Annotated in this window: 15 protein-coding genes; 7 read left to right on the forward strand and 8 right to left on the reverse strand. The window is 70.0% G+C overall.

The window, feature by feature from the left end; genetic code table 11:
• Nucleotides 1–194: 194 nt before the first annotated feature.
• Entirely contained in the window at nt 195–1,358 is a 1,164-nt protein-coding gene (locus SK854_RS06975; protein ID WP_319974160.1) for an AI-2E family transporter, read from the forward strand.
• Nucleotide 1,359: 1 nt separating this feature from the next.
• Here SK854_RS06975 and SK854_RS06980 read toward each other — a convergent pair whose 3' ends face one another.
• Entirely contained in the window at nt 1,360–2,253 is an 894-nt protein-coding gene (locus SK854_RS06980) for a LysR family transcriptional regulator (protein ID WP_319974887.1), read from the reverse strand.
• A 79-nt stretch (nt 2,254–2,332) separates the two neighbouring features.
• Here SK854_RS06980 and SK854_RS06985 point away from each other — a divergent pair, with 79 nt between their 5' ends.
• A complete protein-coding gene (locus tag SK854_RS06985; RefSeq protein ID WP_319974161.1) occupies nt 2,333–3,250 on the forward strand; it encodes an NAD-dependent epimerase/dehydratase family protein in 918 nt (305 codons plus the stop codon).
• Nucleotides 3,250–4,113, forward strand: coding sequence for an aldo/keto reductase (locus SK854_RS06990; protein WP_319974162.1), 864 nt, complete (start codon nt 3,250–3,252; stop codon nt 4,111–4,113). The genes SK854_RS06985 and SK854_RS06990 overlap by 1 nt, the downstream gene beginning before the upstream one ends.
• 159 nt (nt 4,114–4,272) lie before the next feature.
• Here the strand turns inward: SK854_RS06990 and SK854_RS06995 are convergent, their stop codons facing one another.
• Both SK854_RS06995 and SK854_RS07000 read right to left on the reverse strand, forming a co-directional pair.
• The gene (locus SK854_RS06995) at nt 4,273–4,935 is read right to left on the reverse strand and encodes a potassium channel family protein (RefSeq protein WP_319974163.1); all 663 of its coding nucleotides are present in this window, start codon (nt 4,933–4,935) and stop codon (nt 4,273–4,275) included.
• On the reverse strand, nt 4,925–6,253 hold the full coding sequence (locus SK854_RS07000) for a TrkH family potassium uptake protein (protein WP_319974164.1): 1,329 nt from the start codon (nt 6,251–6,253) through the stop codon (nt 4,925–4,927). The genes SK854_RS06995 and SK854_RS07000 overlap by 11 nt, the downstream gene beginning before the upstream one ends.
• 74 nt (nt 6,254–6,327) lie before the next feature.
• On the opposite strand from SK854_RS07000, the gene SK854_RS07005 reads away from it, so the two are divergent.
• Nucleotides 6,328–6,837 (forward strand): P-loop NTPase family protein, encoded by a 510-nt coding sequence (locus SK854_RS07005; protein WP_319974165.1) that lies wholly within the window; start codon nt 6,328–6,330, stop codon nt 6,835–6,837.
• Here the strand turns inward: SK854_RS07005 and SK854_RS07010 are convergent.
• Nucleotides 6,719–7,441, reverse strand: a complete 723-nt coding sequence (locus SK854_RS07010) for a DUF2306 domain-containing protein (RefSeq protein WP_319974166.1) — start codon at nt 7,439–7,441, stop codon at nt 6,719–6,721. The two genes, SK854_RS07005 and SK854_RS07010, sit on opposite strands and share 119 nt — an antisense overlap.
• A gap of 108 nt (nt 7,442–7,549) precedes the next feature.
• On the opposite strand from SK854_RS07010, the gene SK854_RS07015 reads away from it, so the two are divergent.
• Nucleotides 7,550–8,317 carry a TetR/AcrR family transcriptional regulator gene (locus SK854_RS07015; RefSeq protein ID WP_319974167.1) on the forward strand — a complete coding sequence of 256 codons (768 nt, stop codon included), beginning with the start codon at nt 7,550–7,552 and terminating at the stop codon, nt 8,315–8,317.
• 77 nt (nt 8,318–8,394) lie between these two features.
• Nucleotides 8,395–8,988: a hypothetical protein gene (locus tag SK854_RS07020; protein WP_319974168.1), complete on the forward strand. Its 594-nt coding sequence runs from the start codon at nt 8,395–8,397 to the stop codon at nt 8,986–8,988.
• Nucleotides 8,989–8,997: 9 nt separating this feature from the next.
• Here the strand turns inward: SK854_RS07020 and SK854_RS07025 are convergent, their stop codons facing one another.
• Both SK854_RS07025 and SK854_RS07030 read right to left on the reverse strand, forming a co-directional pair.
• Entirely contained in the window at nt 8,998–11,385 is a 2,388-nt protein-coding gene (locus SK854_RS07025; protein WP_319974169.1) for a glycoside hydrolase family 32 protein, read from the reverse strand.
• 35 nt (nt 11,386–11,420) lie between these two features.
• Nucleotides 11,421–12,665: a multidrug effflux MFS transporter gene (locus SK854_RS07030; RefSeq protein WP_319974170.1), complete on the reverse strand. Its 1,245-nt coding sequence runs from the start codon at nt 12,663–12,665 to the stop codon at nt 11,421–11,423.
• 55 nt (nt 12,666–12,720) lie between these two features.
• Between SK854_RS07030 and SK854_RS07035 the strand changes: the two genes are divergently transcribed.
• Nucleotides 12,721–13,173, forward strand: a complete 453-nt coding sequence (locus tag SK854_RS07035; RefSeq protein ID WP_319974171.1) for a MarR family winged helix-turn-helix transcriptional regulator — start codon at nt 12,721–12,723, stop codon at nt 13,171–13,173.
• Here the strand turns inward: SK854_RS07035 and SK854_RS07040 are convergent, their stop codons facing one another.
• Both SK854_RS07040 and SK854_RS07045 read right to left on the reverse strand, forming a co-directional pair.
• Nucleotides 13,174–15,012 carry a glycoside hydrolase family 76 protein gene (locus SK854_RS07040; protein ID WP_319974172.1) on the reverse strand — a complete coding sequence of 613 codons (1,839 nt, stop codon included), beginning with the start codon at nt 15,010–15,012 and terminating at the stop codon, nt 13,174–13,176.
• Between the two features lie 89 nt (nt 15,013–15,101).
• Nucleotides 15,102–16,943 (reverse strand): glycoside hydrolase family 3 protein, encoded by a 1,842-nt coding sequence (locus SK854_RS07045; protein WP_319974173.1) that lies wholly within the window; start codon nt 16,941–16,943, stop codon nt 15,102–15,104.
• Nucleotides 16,944–16,959 lie beyond the last annotated feature (16 nt).

Consider the following 16,959-nt stretch of genomic DNA (forward strand, 5'->3'; position numbering starts at 1 on the left):
TCCTCTCCTCCACCCGTATCTCAGATGGGACGTCGACCATCGGATGCCCACAGCGGAGAACCTCAATCATCGCCCATGCCACGTTTGTGGCGCCTCTGACAGGGAAACCGGCACAGAGGTGTGCGGATACGCATCCCTCTCACCGATGACCCCGGACCCCGGCGTCGGAGACCGACACCGGAGGTACGAACGCCGTGAGCACCGACCGCCGGGACCCGCTGGACTCCGTTCCCCTCGGACTGCGCGTCAGTGCGGCTCTCGGGTGGCGCTTTCTCGTCGTGGTGGCCTCGCTCTACGTGATCGGCACCATCTTCGGCAGGCTCGCCTCGCTCGTCGTCCCGCTCGCGATCGCGTTGCTGCTGGCCGCGTTGCTCACTCCCGCCGTCAGTTTCCTGACGCGCCACACGTTTCCGCGAGGTTTCGCCACGTTCGTGGTGCTCGTCGGCGGACTGGCCGTGCTCGGCGGACTGCTCACGTTCGTCGTGATGACGTTCGTCAACGGCCTTCCTGATCTGGCGGCACAACTGGCCCGCAGCATCGACGCGGTGTCCGACTGGCTCGTCAACGGCCCGTTGCAGCTCAGCGAGACGCAACTGCGCGAGTTCGCCGACCGGATCGTGAAAACCCTGCAGGACAACCAGACCGGCATCACCACGAGTGCCATCACCACCGCCGCGACGGTCGGCGAGACCCTCGTCGAGATGTTGCTGGTGCTGTTCGCGCTCGCGTTCTTCCTCTACGACGGCCCCAGGATCTGGCAGTTCCTCATCCGCGTCGTCCCCAACGGGCCCCGCAGGCGCGTCGACGTCGCGGGCAGGCGCAGTCTCGCCGCGCTCGTCAGCTACGTCCGCGCGACCGGAGCGGTCGCCGTGGTGGACGCGCTCGGCATCGGCATCGGACTGGCAATTCTGCGCGTGCCGCTGGCGGTTCCGTTGGCAGCACTGGTGTTCATCAGCGCGTTCGTCCCGATCTTCGGTGCCGTGGTGGCGGGCGGCGTGGCCGTGCTCATCGCCCTGGTCGCGAACGGCCCGGTGACCGCCGCGATCGCCCTGATCATCGTCATCGCCGTGAACCAGCTGGAAAGCCATGTCCTGCAACCGTTCCTGCTGGGCCGCGCGGTGAAGCTGCACCCGCTCGCGGTGGTGCTGGCCATCGCCGCCGGCCTCCTCGTCGCGGGCATCGCGGGCGCACTGCTCGCGGTGCCACTGCTGGCGGTGCTCAACTCCGCGATCCGGTCCCTGCTGAGCGAGGCGGACGAATTCGTGGCGCCCGCCGACGTGCACACCAGCCAACCGGAGGAGTCCGGTCCGGACGAACCCGGCCTGGACCGGGAATCCGACGAGCCACGGCCCGGCTGACTCAGCAGGCCGAAGCCGAGATCGCCTGTTCGCGGAGTGCCTCGACGAGGGTCGTGACGGAGGGCTGGTCGCTTCGACCGAGCGTGGCGGTACCGATGTGGCGGATCGGCCGCGGCTGCGCGATGGCGACGGTGCGCAGGCCGGGGATCTCCGGAGCGAGCGCGATGGAGGGGATCAGCGAGATCCCCATGCCCGCGGCGACTAGTGAGCGGGCGAAGAAGTAGTCGGTGGTGGTGCCGCGGACGTCCGGGACGAAACCGGCGCGCTCGGCGTGGCGGCGCAGATAGGCCTCGGTCTTCAGGCAGCCGAGCACCCACGGTTCCGCGGCCAGTTCGGCGAGGTCGAGCGCGTCCCGGCCGGCGAGCCGATGTCCTTGGGGCAGAACGACGTGCAGGGGGTCTTCGAGGAGCGGGGTCCACTCCAGACCGGTGTTCGGCCCGGTGGGCAGCGGGCCGTCGAAGTGGTAGGCGAGGGCGAGGTCCACGGCGCCCTGGCGGACCAGCGGCAGAGCCTCCTCGGGTTCGCTCTCCCTGATGTGGACGACGGTGCCGGGGTGGACCGTCGTGAGCCGGGTGAGCGCTGCGGGCAACAGAACCCTGCCGCCGCTGGTGAACGTGGCGACGGTGATCTGCGTGCGGCCGGTGTTGAGCCGCGCGACCTGCCGCTGGGCGTGTTCGAGCTCCGCGGCCACGGACTCGGCGGCGCGGACCATGATCTCGCCGGCCCTGGTCAGGGTGACACCGCGGGTGCTCCGGTGCACGACCTCGGTGCCGACGCTTCGTTCCAACGCGGCCACCTGCTGGGAGACGGCCGACGGGGTGAGGCGGAGCGCGGCGGCCGCCTGGTTGAAGCTGCCGTGCTCCGCCACTGCCCGCAGGACGCGGAGCCGTTGCACGTCGATCAACAGTTTTCCTTAATGCCGATACAGCAGCTCGGGACTTCTGCTGATGATCGCAGGTCTCCACGATGGAGGCATGCCCAAGATCTGCGTCATCGGCGGAAGCCGGTACTTCGGAGCGCTCCTGGTGGAGCGCCTGCACGAGGCGAGGCACCAGGTCACCGTGATCAACCGCGGTGCTGCCTCGCCGCCCACCGGGGTCGAGCACCTCGTCGCCGACCGGAACGACGAGACCGCGCTGAAGGCGGCGCTCGGCGACCGCACGTTCGACGTCGTGGTGGATCAGGTCTGCTACACCCCGGTGCAGGCCGCGATCGCCGCCCGCGTCTTCACCGGCCGCACCCGGCGCTACGTCATGACGTCCACGATCGAGGTCTACGACCCCGCGACCGCCGCACTGACCGTGCCTCCCCACACGCCCGTGCGGGAGGAGCTCGTGGACCCGTCCACCTGGCTGGTGGCCCTGGACCTTCCCTGGCACGACGACAGGTACCTGCAGGCGCACTACGCCGAGGGCAAGCGTCAGGCGGAGGCGGTGTTCACGCGTGCCGGCGGCTTCGACTTCGTCAGCGTGCGCAGCGCTCATGTGCTCGGCGGAGGCGCCAGGGAGTTCACCGGCCGGCTCGCGCACTACGTCGGACGCGTCCTGCGCGGCGAGGAGATCCTGGTGCACGCCATCGCGTTGCCGACGGTCTTCGTCCACTGGGAGGAGCTGGCGGACGTGCTGCGGTGGACGGCCACTGGCGGCTTCACCGGTCCGGTCAACGCCTGTTCCGACGGCCCGCTCGACGTGCACGAGCTCACCGCGGTCGTCGCCGCGCAGGTAGACCGTGCGCCTGTCCGCCGAACGGTTCCTGAGGGCGCCGAGGCGTCGCCGTTCTCGTTCGACCGCCACTACGCCATGAGCAACGCCCGCGCGAAGGAACTGGGCCTTTTCGTCTCGCACACCCGTGACTGGCTGCCTGGCGCCGTCACCGGCCTTCTGGGGAACTGATGCGCCATCGCCTCATCGCGAACACCGCCGTCAGCGCCATCGGCCTGGGCGCCATGCCGTTGTCGATCGAACACCGGCCGGACGAGACCCGGGCCATCGCCACCATCCACGCCGCCCTCGACGCCGGCGTCACGCTCATCGACACCGCCGACAGCTACCACTGGCACGCCGGCGAAGAAGGCCACAACGAACTCCTGATCGCGCGCGCCCTGGCTCGCTACGGCGACACGTCGGAAGTTCTGGTGGCCACCAAGGGCGGCCGCGGCCGTCCCGGCGACGGCAGCTGGACCGTCACCGCCGCCCCGGAGCACCTCAAGCACGCCGCCGAGGCCTCCTCCCGGCGCCTGGGCGTCGACACGATCGGCCTGTACCAGCTGCACAAGCCGGATCCCGCCGTGCCGTGGGCCGAGTCCGTCGGTGCTTTGCGCGACCTGCTCGACGCCGGCACGATCCGCGCCGCCGGCATCTCCAACACGACCACGGCCCAGGTCCTCGAAGCACGCGAGATCCTCGGCGACGGGCTCGCGTCCGTGCAGAACAGGTACTCCCCCGCCGTCCGCGACAGCGAGCACGTGCTGCGGCTGTGCACCGACCTCGGTCTCGCGTTCCTGCCCTGGAGCCCGCTCGGCGGCCTCTCCCGCAGCTCGCTCGACGGACCGGGCCCCGCCTCGGCGGGCACCGCGTTCCACGCCGTCGCGGCCGAACGAGGCACGAGCCCGCAGCAGATCGCCCTGGCGTGGCTGCTCGCCCGCTCCCCCGTCGTGATCCCGATTCCGGGAGCGAGCCGTCCGGCGTCCATCACCTCGTCGGCCCAGGCCGTGGAACTCGCGCTGAGCGCGGACGAGCTGGCCCGGCTCGACTAGGCCGTGTCCTGCAGGTCTCGTCCGCGACAGTCGCGGCCGAGGGCCCCGGAGGCGGCACCGCCGGAACGCCCGAATACGCCCGGTATGAGGGCGCTCCGGCGGCACCGCCTCCGGGTCTCTCGCCCGTGACTCTCATCGAACGGACCTGCAGGACACGGCCTAGGTCAGATCGGCGAGCCGTTCCACCTCGGACGTCCTGCCCGCCACGATGAGCACGTCGCCGGGGTGCACCATGGTCTCCGCGGTGGCGTAGGTGAAGCCTTCGCCCGGACGCTTCACGCCGACCACGGTCACGCCGTACTTCTTGCGCAACCTGCTCTCACCCAAGGTGTGACCGACGGCCTCCTTCGGCGCGCGGGTCTTGACGATCGCGTAGTCGTCCTCGAACTCGATGAAGTCGAGCAGGCGGCCGGTGACGAGGTGGGCGACGCGTTCGCCCATCTCGTGCTCGGGCAGGACGACGTGGTGCGCGCCGATGCGTTCCAGGATGCGGCCGTGCTCGCGGCTGATCGCCTTGGCCCAGATGGTCGTGATGCCGAAGTCGGCCAGGACTGCGGTGGTCAGGATGCTGGCCTCCAGGTTCGTGCCGATGCCGACGACGGCCAGCTCGAACTCGTCCACGCCGAGCTGCCGCATCACCTCGGCGTCGGTGCTGTCGGCGACCACGGCGTGGGTGAGGTCGTCGGCGTGGCGCTGGATCAGCTTGGGGTCCTGGTCGATCGCCATGACCTCGGTGCCGTGGCTGACCAGTTCCAGTGCCAAGGAGCTGCCGAACCGGCCGAGACCGATCACGACGACCCGGTTGACGTGCCTATCCGACAATGGGGCGCTCCTCGGGTAGTTCGTAGCGGCGCCCGCGTTCGCGCAGCGCCAGCGTGGACACCAGTGTGATCGGGCCGAGCCTGCCGATGAACATCAGCGCCATGATCACCAGCTGGCCCACCACGGGCAGCTGCGCGGTGATGCCGGTCGACATGCCGACGCCGCCGAACGCCGACGCCGCCTCGAACAGCACGGCGTCGAGCCGGAACGAGGTCGTCGCGAGCATGATGAGCGTGGCGATCATGACGGCGCCTATGCCCATCAACGCCACCGTGACGGCCTGGCGCTGCACGTCGTTGCTCAGCCGGCGGCCCATCACGTGCACGCTCGGTTCGGCCCGCACCTCGGCGAGCAGGACGAACGCCAGCAGCGCGAACGTCGTCACCTTGATGCCGCCGGTGGTGCCCGCGCTGCCGCCGCCGATGAACATCAGCACGTCGTTCACCAGCAGCGTGGCGGGCTGGAGCTGGGAGACGTCGACGGTGTTGAAGCCCGCGGTGCCCGGCTGCGCGCCGTGGAAGACGCCGATCAGCAGCTTCTCCCAGACCCCGTACGGACCGAGCGTGCCCGTGCGAGCCCACTCGACGACGAGGAACATCACCGCGCCGAACGCGATCAGCGACAGGTACACCGGCACGGTGATCCGGGTGTGCAGCGACCAGCGCTTGCGCCGCCGCCCGCGCAGCACCTCGAACAGCACCGGGAAGCCCAGCCCGCCGATCACGCCCACCGCCACGACCGTCAGCGACACCCACGGGTCGGTCGCGAACCTCGTCAGGTTGTCGGGGTAGAGCGACAGGCCGACGCTGTTGAACGCCGACACCGAGTGGAACACGCCCGAGTAGAACGCCCGCCCGGGCGAGTAGCCGTGGCCGAGCCAGAACCGCAGGCCCAGCACCACCGCACCGATCGCCTCGATGACCAGGCTGATCACGACGACGCCCAGCGCGACCCTGCGGACGTGGCCGAGGTTCAGCGTGTTCGTCTCGGTCCGGACGGTGAGCTGCAGCTGCAGGCCGATGCGGTTCGACACCATCATCGCCAGCAGCGACGCCAGCGTCATGATCCCGATACCACCGATCTGGGACAGCACCAGCAGCAGCACCTCGCCGAACGTCGACCAGTGCGTGCCCGTGTCGACCACCGCGAGGCCGGTGCCGGTGAGGCCGGAGACCGCGGTGAACAACGCCGTCATGAACGGAGTCGTCTTCCCGGGCTCGGCCGCCATCGGGAGCATGAACAGCGCCGTGCCCGTAGTGACCGCGGCCAGGAACGACAGCACGACGAGGCGGCCAGGGTGGCGCCGGCCATTGATCACCGGCGTAGCTTAACCGTCCTCACCGGACGAAACAGGCTCGCACCGCCGACGGCCGCGCTGGCACCATCGCGACCGTGCAGCGCGTGGTGATCCTCGGCCGTGGCGGCGCGGGCAAGTCGACTCTCGCCGCCGCCCTGGGCGCCGCGACCGGGCTTCCCGTCGTCGAACTCGACCAGCACTTCTGGGGACCGGGCCTGGAGGCGACTCCCCCGGACCGCTGGGCCGTCGTCCAGGGCGCACTCGCCGCCGCCGACCGGTGGATCATGGACGGCGACCTCGGGCCCTACGACGTGCTCGACGTCCGGCTGCGCAGGGCGGACACCGTCCTCCTGCTCGACTACTCGTTCCCGCGCTGCGCCTGGCGAGCGCTGCGCCGGTCACGGGAACGGGCCGATTTCTGGCTCTGGGTCTGGTCGTGGCGCCGCCGGCACCGGCCGCTGCTGATGAACGCGATCGCCACGCACGCTAAAGGCGCGCGACTGCGGGTGTTCCGAAATCCGCGGGAGACGGCGCGGTTCGTGGCGCACGAGGTTTGCGGCGTTCCAGGATCCAGTCCGTCAGCAGGAGCAGAAGAAGAGGACTGAGCCACACACCGATGCTCGTGGCGGTGTTGCGCATCAGTTCCTCGTTGCCCCCGAACGCGGTGTCGACCTGCGGCGTCAGCACGATCATCGCCGGGATGTTGATCACCCGGCTCAGCGCGATCGACATCGCCAGCGCGAAGCTGCGCGACATCCACCGGCGGTGCTCGTCATAGCGCCGTTGAAGAGCCTTCCGCAGCCCGACGATCGTGACGAGCAGCCACAGCGCCGATCCCACGAGGTTCGCCACCAGCACCGACGGTCCCGCCACGGTGTGCCAGCCGATGTACAGGCCGAGCACACCGGCGGGCAACGCCCCTGCGTAGACGTAGATCCGGCCGGTGATCCGGTGCCCGACGCGGTGCCGAGCGCGGAACGCCGGCCAGACCTGGAAGCAGGCGGTCGCCATCGCGACGGTGCCGAACAGGACGTGCGCGACCAGCAGCGGGTAGTAGAGGTCGTTGCCCTCCGGCGGTTTCAAGCGGGACTGGGCGGGGTCGAGGGTCAGGTACGGCGGCACGGAGAACGCCAGGAACGCCGCCACCACCAGCATCAGCGGCACGATCCAGGGCCGCCGCCACCAGGAGGCGCGCGAGGTCGAAGTCATGACAAGTCCGTTCGAGTGGGGACCGGGCGGAAACTATGTACACCATACATAGAAACGTATGACGTACATAGTTTTAGGATGACACCGGGCAACCGGACGGGATGGCGGATGACGACACGTGACAGCAAGGACCCTGACCTGCGGCGCAGCCTCACGCTGCTGTGGGAGGGACGCCAACCCGGCCGGCGCGGCCCCCGGTCCCGGCTCAGCGTCGAGCTGATCGCGCAGGCCGCGGTCAAGGTCGCCGACGCCGACGGGCTGGAGGCGCTGTCCATGCAGCGGATCGCCGCCGAGCTCGGCTACTCGACGATGTCGCTCTACAACCACGTCCCGAGCAAGGACCTGCTGCTGGAGGTGGCGGCCGACGTCGGCGCGGGCGCTCCCCCGAACCTCGACGACGCCGCGGACTTCCGGGAGGCCGTCCGGCTGTGGGCCGGCGCGCTGTGGGCCGGGTTCCACCGCCGTCCCTGGATCCTGCGCGTCCCGCTCGACCACGCGCCCGTGGGCCCCAACCAGCTCGCCTGGCTCGACCGGCTGCTGCGCCCCCTGCTGGCAGCGGGCCTGACCGGCGGAGAGGCGCGGGCGGCGGCCCTGCACCTGACCGCGGTCGTCCGCGGCACCGCGCAGATCAGCACGAGCATGGCCGGCCAGTACAAGCGCGACGACGGGATCCCGCACACCGACGCGGACCTCACGCACGTCGTCGCCGACCTCATCGACCCCGAGAACTACCCGGCGCTGACCGCGGTCCACGCCGCCGAGGTCGCCGCAGGGCCCCGGCAGACGAGCAAGGACGCGCTGCCGTTCGAACTCGCCTTCGGCGTGGACCGGTTCCTGGACGGGCTCCAGACCTGGGCGGCCGCGAAGTCCCGTTAACGGACCGAAAGGGGCCGAACGAATGAACCTGCCCGAGCACCCGTAGCGCCGGAAGTCCAAGCCGCGACAGCACAAACGTGGCACTTGCGGACGTTCTGCGCGCCCTGATCGGCCCGGTCACCGGAGCCATCCTCGGAACGCTCGTGCTCGGCGGGTTCATCAGCTGGCTCAACCACACCATCCAGACCAGGCGCGCGAACCGCGAGCTCCGCAGCGAACTGGTCAACCAGGTCACCGACGCCGCCGGTTCGTTCCACTTCCTCGCCACCTACTACTGGTTCATGAAGGACACGACGGCGTCCGCCACGGGCAACCGCGGCTACCTGGAGACGGTCAAACACGACCTCGGCCTGCAGTACCGGAGATCCCGCGTCGTCGGCAAGGCACTGGAAAGCCGCCTGCAGACCTACTTCCCGAAGGCCGGCCTGCACGCGGACTGGCACGCGATGATGGACATCTGCTCCGTGCTGTACTTCCGGCTCGTCGACAGCCCGGCCGAACGGCTCGAACGGATCTACCGGCAGGACGCGATGACCGAGACCGACCGGCACTCGGGGTTCTCCGTGGAGGAGCTGCGGGCCAAGCCCACCGACGACCTGCTCGACGCCCTCTGGAACGGCCTCACCCTGCTCGCCCGGCAGCTCCTGGTGGCGAAGATCGCCCGCACGTGACCGGCCGTGTCAGCTGATCGTGAGCTGGCGTACCGCGGCGGTTCCGGCGTACACGTTGAGTCCCACCAGTCCCGCGCCGTAGGTCGTGTCGGCCGCGTCGATGACCGGTGAGGTGCCGCGGTCGAGCCAGACCTGGATGCGCGAGCCGGTCGCCTGCACCTTCAGGTGGTAGGTGCGGCCCTGGACGATGGGCGTGGAGTAGGTCGCGATGTCACGGCCCGGACGCCACAGCTTCACCGCACCGCTCGCGTCGATGTTCGCCGTGTAGCCCGCGCCGTCGGCACCCGCGCGGAACGTCAGGCCCGCCGCCACCCCGTTGACGATGGACAGGTCGCCTTCGTAGACGAGGTCGGACGCGGTGCGGTCGCTGAGGTAGAAGGCGTCGCCGGAAGCGTTGGCGCGCAACGATTCCGGTGTCGCGGTCCAGGTGCCGCCGACCGCCGTCCACGGTCCGGACGCGAAGGCGGCGAACCCGGACGGGCCGGTGTTCAGGTTCTGCACGGTCGCCGTGCCGCGATAGACGTTCGCGCCGAACCGGCCGCTGGAGTACGCGGTGTCGGTGGCGTCGATGATCGGCGACGTGCCGTGGTTGAGCCAGACCTGGATGCGCGATCCGGTCGTCTGCACCGTCAGGTGGTAGGTCTGGCCCTGCGTGATCGGCGTGGAGTAGCTCGCGATGTCACGGCCGGGCCGCCACAGCTTGACCACGCCGGCCGCGTCGATGTTCGCGGTGTAGCCGGCACCCTCAGGCGTGGCACGGAAGGTGAGACCGGCTGCCTGCGCCGTGTCCAGGCGCAGGTCTCCTTGGTAGGTGGTGTCGCCGGCCGTGCTCGCGCTCAGGTAGAACGAGTCGCCGGTCGCCTGTGCCCGCTTGCCGCCCGCCACGTCGGTCCACTGGCCCGCGGTGGCGTGCCAGGGACCTGGGAGGTTGCTCTCCAAAGTGGACTGAGCGGTGCCCCAGCTCGTGCTGAGCCGGGTGAACTTCGCGTCCTTCAACCGCACCGTGCCGCCGTTCGCGAACAACCTGATGCCCTGGCTGACGGCGGCGGAGTCGAAGTTCACGTTGTCCGCCACCGAGAACAGCCCGTCGCCGCTGAAGACCTCCAGCTGGCCGCGGTCGACCAGCAGCCGCACGCTGACCTCGTCACCGGTGGGCTGGAAAGGCCTGCCGTACAACGTGCCCGCGACCCGGTCGTAGGTGACAGTGCGGTCCGCCGTGCCGTCGGAACGGCTGTGCAGCGCGAAACCGAACTCCTGAGCCGTCGCGCCGCGCAGGTCGAAGCGCGCGGTGATCTCGTAGGTGTCGGCGAGGATTCCGGCGAACGGGTTGTTCGTGGCGGTCACGGTGGTGTTGCGCCAGGTGCGGGTGTCGGCGCGCAGCGAGTCCAGTTCGGCCACCGGCGTCCTGGTGATCTTCGGGCCGTCCGGTGACCCGACCAGGCCCAGCGCCACGGGGAACGTCGCGTTGCCGGTCCAGGAGCCGCCCCTGTTGCCGCCCTGCCAGGCCATCTGCACCACGCGGCCGTCCGGCGTGTTGTCGAACGACTCGGCGGCGTAGAAGGTGCCGCCGGGGAACGTCGTGCCCAGGTTCATCTTCTTCGGCTGCGGCCGGTCGGTGCGGAACGTCGTGCCGTCGAACGAGCCGACCACGTACTCGCTCGTCGCCGACGTGAGGACCCACTGCGGCGTGCCGTCGAGCGGCAGCACGAACAGGTCTGGGCACTCGAACAGCCAGTCCGCGGCGTAGCGGCTGGCGAACGTCCACTGGAGAAGGTTGGGAGAGGTGTAGATGTCGACGCCGTTGCCGCCCCGGTTCGACCAGACCACCATGACCCACTGGCGACGATCGGCGTCCCACACCACGTTGGGGTCGCGGCTCTCCTCCGGGATCTCGATCTGCTTGCGCCCGCCGTCGTACGCCTGGAAGCTGCGGCCGTTGTCGTTGCTGTAGAACACGCTGACGCCGTTGGTGTTCGAGAAGACGACGATCGGGTCGAGGGCACCGGTCTTGAGGCCCGAGGTGTTGAACTTGTCCACGATGCCGCCGCCGGAGAACAACGTGCCGGGGTGCACGCCGGGCTCCAGCGCGATCGGTTTCTGGGTCCAGTGCACGAGATCCGGGCTCGTGGCGTGACCCCAGTGCATGGTGTCCCACTCGAGGCCGTGCGGGTTGTGCTGGTAGAAGAAGTGGTAGAGGCCGTTCGCGAACACCAGCCCGTTGGGGTCGTTCATCCACCCCGACTGCGAGCTGAAGTGGAACTGGCCGCGAAACGGCTCCGCGTAGGTCGTCGGCGCGTACGGGAACTCCGCGTAGTCCGGCGCGGTGCCCGCCGAGGCGGGTCCGGCGGGAACGAGCAGGGTGAAGGCGGTTGCCAGCACGACCAGCAGCGCACGCATGACGAGACCTCCGGGACAACGTTGTCAGCCGGTGATCACCGTGGCGCACCACCCGCAGGCGTCACAACCGCCCTCTGGGTGAGAGCGTTCCCATCGTTCTCGACCTGAGGAGTGCGGGCGAGCACCTGGTAGGCGGAGGCCGCGAGTGCGGCGAGCACGGCGATGGTGATCGCCATTGGCAGCGCCGAGTGGCCGTCGCCCACGCTGACCAGCGGGGAGACGAACGCGGCGAGCGCGAACTGCGACGCTCCCAGCACGGCCGACCCGGTACCCGCGGCGCCCCGCACCGCGTCGAGGGCGAGTCCCGTCGCCGGTCCCGCGATGAAACCCAGGGCCGGGACCAGGAAGAAGATCGGCACGACGAGCCAGCCGGCGTTGATCGGCAGGACAGCCAGGACCAGCAGCGTCACGGCGGCGGTGAGCAGCCAGGTGGTGCCGATGGCGAGGATCTGCCGCGGGGAGCGGCTGCGCAGCAGCCGGGAGGCGACCGTGCTGCTCGCGATCAGGCCGAGTGCGTTGAGCGCGAACAACATGCCGTAGCCGACGGGGCTCAGTCCGATGACGACCTGGTAGAGGAAGGGCGAGGCCGAGATGTAGGCCATCAGCACGGCGAACGAGAGCACGAACGTCGCCGTCGCGGTGAGGTAGGCGCGCCGGCCGAGACTGCGGAAGCCACCGCCGTGCGCCGAGCCGCGGCGTTCCCGGGGATGGGTCTCGCGGACGAGCGCCGCCGATCCGGCGAGCATCGCGACGGCCAGACCGGCCAGCACGAACAGCACGCCCCGCCACCCGATGCCGTCGACCATCAGGCTGCCCAGCAGCGGCGCGACCACCGGCGCCACCCCGGTCACGGTCATCATGAGGCTGAACGCCCGCGCCGCGGCACGCCCGGTCACGAGGTCGGCGATGATCGCGCGGCCGATGACCATGCCCGCCGCGGCACTCACGCCCTGGACGAGCCGGGCCACCAGCAGGATCGCGATCGTGGGCGCGGCGGCGGCGAGCAGGCTCGCGGCCACGAACAGCGCCGACCCGATCAGCAGCGGTCCGCGCCTGCCCCACCTGTCCGAGACCGGGCCGAAGACGAGCTGACCGGTCGCGAGCCCCAGCAGGAACATCGTGAGGGTGAGCTGGATGGCGGTGTCGCTGGTCTCCAGTTCGACGGCCATGCGCGGGAACGCCGGCAGGTAGAGGTCGATGCCGAACGGGGCGACGCTCGCCAGCAGGGCGAGCACGAGCAGCAACGGCACGGGAATGGCACTGCGTGACGGCGAGTTCACCACTTCTCCTGTCAAATGATAGCTATCAGATGACAGCAAAAGTAACATGGGTCGCGTGGATGAGGACGAGAAGGCCCGTTTGTTCGAGCTCGCCGACCTGATCGCCGCGGTCGGCCGCCAGATCCACGCCTCCAAGGAGGCGCTGAACCGGGAGTCGTGGACAGCGGGCGACATCGCCGTGATGCGCTACATCGACCGCAACCCCGGCACGTCGGCCCGCGCTGCCGCCGAGGCGACCCAGCAGATCTCCAGCAACTTCAGCCGAGCCCTGCGCGGCCTGGAGAACAAGGGCCTGGTGCACCGCGAACCCGACCCTGAGGACGCCCGGCGCGTGCGCCTCTACCCCACCGACCGCGCACAGGAGAACCTCCGGCGGCTCCGCGACCTCTGGAGCGACCTGCTCGACGGCGTCGTCACCGACCGGGCCGAGGTGGACGCGACGATCGCGACGCTGCGGCACATCGAGACGAAACTCGCCGAGAAGGCCCTCTCCCGGCCCGACAGGTGATCAGGAGATCACCGCGTTCAGGCCGCTCGCCTGCGTGCGCCAGTCCACCTGGTTGGGCGTGCCGCCGGCCCAGCGCTGGCCGATCCGGTTCAGCGCGTCGCGGTCGTTCGCCCAGACCGAGTCCGACTGCTGACGCGCGAAGCGTTGATGGGTAGTGGAGTTCGTGGCCTCGACGAGGTCGTTCAGGTAGCGCACGAAGATGCCCTTGAACTGCTTCTGGTTGTCGTCGCAGGAGTTGGAGCCGACGTCGCAGGACTCGGTGAGGACACCGTTGCGGGTGAGCACGGGGCTGGCGATCGCCGAGTCCGCCAGGCGTTTCGCGGTGTCGAGGTACCTGGCGTCGCCGGTCGCGCGCCACACCTCGACGAAACCGCCGATGCCCAGCCCCTGGTTGTAGGTCCACACCGTCTGGCCGTTGTTGCGGCAGTCGCCGGTCAGCCCGTCGTTGACCAGGCCGGACGAGCTGATCAGTCCGCTGTTCAGGTACCAGTCCGCGGCGGTGCGGGCGCGGTGGAGCCACACCGAATCGCCGGGTGTGCGGCGGTGGATCGACGCGGTCAGCCGCAGGTACTGGCCGTTCGTCACGGCGTTCTTGTAGGTGCGTTCGCGGTCCCACCAGACCCCTCCACCGCACGTGCGGGTGTCCCAGTACTGGTGCACGTACGTCGCGATGGTGGTCGCCATGGCGAGGTAGCGCTGGTCACCGGTGCGGTCGTAGGCGGCCACCCAGGCGAGGCCCCACCAGGCGCTGTCGTCGATCGAACGGCTGATGAAGTCGCCCTCGATCGGGTCGCTGCCGCGCTGTCCCGCCGCGAACCGGCCGCGGTTCACGTCGAACGTCCGCGCGATCACCCAGTCGTAGTCCCGGATTCCGGAGTCCATCACCGCTGTCAGCGTCGTCGCCGAGTTCCACCAGCTCGTCGGCCACCACGCGGTGGACGGGTCGTAGGAGTACAGGAGTGCGTCGGCTGCGGCGCGCGCCCTCGTGGGGACGGGTCGCGCCCACGCCGTGCAGCTGCCTTCCTGGTGGGCTGCTTCCCTGCCGCACGCGCGCACGGCGCCGCCGTAGTGGCGGCCGCGCGGGTCTCGGGTCGCGAACATGCTCGTGCGCACCGAGTTCGCCCCGGCCGGCGTCGCGGTGCGGCCGAGCGACGAACCGCCGGGCCAGCTCACGCCGCTGTCCCAGGAGCGGTCGAGCCAGACCTCGTCGCCCGGCCCACCCGCCTCGATGCTCGCCCACGCCATCGCGTTCGCGTCGGTGTGCAGCCGGATGACCCGGCCGTACAACGTCGTCGGCGGCACCGGCTGCATGTCGCCGTTGGCCTGGCCCGCGCTCGTGCGGTCGCACAGCACGTCGCACACGGTCGGGTAGATCCAGTCGGTGCACGTGACCGCGGCGGCGTCACCACACGCGCGGATCAGGCCGCGCCGGTGGCCGACGGGGTCGGTCACGTTGTACATCAACGTTCTCGTGCCCGTCCACGAGCCGGGAACGCTCGCCCTGCCCAGCAGGCCCTCCCAACTCGCGCCGCCGTCCCACGACCTGTCCAGCCACACCGAGTCGCCGGCGACACCGTTGTCGATGCTGCCCCACGCCATGCCGTCGCGATCCGACACGTGCAGCACCAGCCGCCGGCCGTTGATCTGCCTCTCCGGCACCGGGAACGTTTCCTGCTTGGCCTGAGAGGGATCCAGGGTGTCGCAGGAGAGCACGCACACCACGGCTGCCGCGACCACGGGCGGGGTGCTGGGCGGCGGTCCGCTGGGTGGTCCGCTGGGCGGTGCGGAGGGAACCAGCGCCACCAGGAACGCCACGAAGAAGTTCAGCACACCGACCACACCCTCGCGTCCGTGGGAACGCTCTCATGGTCTTGGGTGCGGTACGACCCGGTCAACGGCGCGATCGATTGATGTCCTGGACAGGATTTCTAGCGGTCGCCCGGCATCACTCCGTGGCCGAAGGGGAAGAGCGGGTCCTCGTAGCCCGCGACGTCCTCGGGGTGGCGGCGGACCTGCTCCATCGAGCGCGGCAGGTCGAACGGAAGCCTGCCCTGTGGCGGACACACACCCGTCAGCGCGTCGACCAGGGCCTCGTCGTTGGTGCCGTAGCTGGCCACCAGGGTCGACGCGATCTGGAGCAGCGGGGTCAGAACGGCCGGGCGGTCCAGCGTCACGTCGACCACGAGCGGGCACGCATCGGCGATCCGGGCCAGGCGTGAGGCCAGGCCCGGTTGGAAGTCCAGCGACCCCTGGTGGAACCACGACTCCAGGAACAGGTCCGACCGCGGATCGAACGGGGCCATCAGCCGCACGAGCGCGACGTCGGCCTCCTCGGGTGTGGCGACGACGGCGCCCAGGCGCGCGGCGGCCTCGGGCGAGACGTTCTCCACGTAGATCTTCAGGCCCTGCGCCAACGGCAGGCTCGTCGCGCCCGAGCCCACCTGCAGCACGGTCACCGACTTCGCCTGCGCGGCGTGGCCCTCGTCGCGGAAGTCCTGCCGTCCCACGACCTCCGCCGCCAGGTCCTCGTCGACGAACGGGTCGTCGAAGAGGCCGAGGAGGAACTTGACCTTGAGCAGCCTGCGCGCCGACTCGTCGATCCGCTCCTCCGTGACACGGCCCTGTGCCACGAGTTCGAGCAGTACTTCGACGCATTCCTCGCCACCGAACTGGTCGGCTCCTGCAGCAAGAATGAGTTCCATGCGTCCGTGCGCGTCGAGGTGTTCGACTCCCCAGGCGCGTGCGGGGAGCACCTTGTCGCCGACGTGGTTGTCCATGACGAGTTCCCAGTCGGTGAGCACCACGCCGTCGAAGCCGAGGCCCTCGCGCAGCATCCCGGTGACGACCTGGCGGTTGTAGCCGAAGCCCACCTCCTCGATCGCCTCGCCGTCCACCTCCAGGCCGACGGGCATGCCGTAGTAGGGCATCACCGCCGCCGTGCCCGCCTCGATGACCGCGCGGAACGGCGCGACGTGGTCGTCGAACCGGCCGCCGGGGTAAACCTGCTCACGGCCGTACGGGAAGTGCGCGTCCTCGCCGTCCTTCTGCGGCCCGCCGCCGGGGAAGTGCTTGCTGGTGCAGGCGACCGATTCCGAGCCCAGCGACGGGCCCTGGAACCCGCGCACGTACGCGACGGCGAGTTCGGCCGTCAGCGCTGTGTCCTGCCCGAACGTGCCGGCCTGGCGCGCCCACCGAGGTTCGGTGGCCAGGTCGATCGCCGGGTGCAGGGCGCAGCGGATGCCGGCCGCGACGTACTCCTGGCGCGCGATGTCCGCGAACCGTTCCACCAGCGCCGGATCACGCAGTGCGGCGAGGCCCAGCGACTCGGGCCACTGGGAGAAGGCCTTGGCGCTGAACGACACACCCGCGTTCTCGATGAACGCGTGCCGCGGGTCGGTGGAGATCGTCACCGGGATTCCGTGCGGCGTGCTCTCGGCGATGAGCTGGAGGTTGTTGTACCAGCGCGCCGCCATGCGGGCGTCGTCGAGCGCGTGCACGTTGAAGTGCGACAGGTGTTTCTGCTTCACCACAACACTTGTCGGCGACTTGCTGATGTCGCCGGGCGCCTCCTTCACCGTGCCGTCCGCGCCCGCCTCGATGACGGTGTGGAACAGCAGGCCTGCCTTCTCCTCCAGCGTCAGGCGTCCCAGCAGGTCCGCCACGCGTTCCGCCACGGGCAGGCGCGGATCCTCGTAGGGGTCCATGACGCCGTTGCCGTTGAGGTCGCGGTACTCCACACCGTCCTCGGAGATCAGCCGTACGGGCCGCATGCCTTTACCTCCACAG

The sequence above is a fragment of the Lentzea sokolovensis genome, assembly GCF_033949975.1.
Taxonomy (GTDB): domain Bacteria; phylum Actinomycetota; class Actinomycetes; order Mycobacteriales; family Pseudonocardiaceae; genus Lentzea; species Lentzea sokolovensis.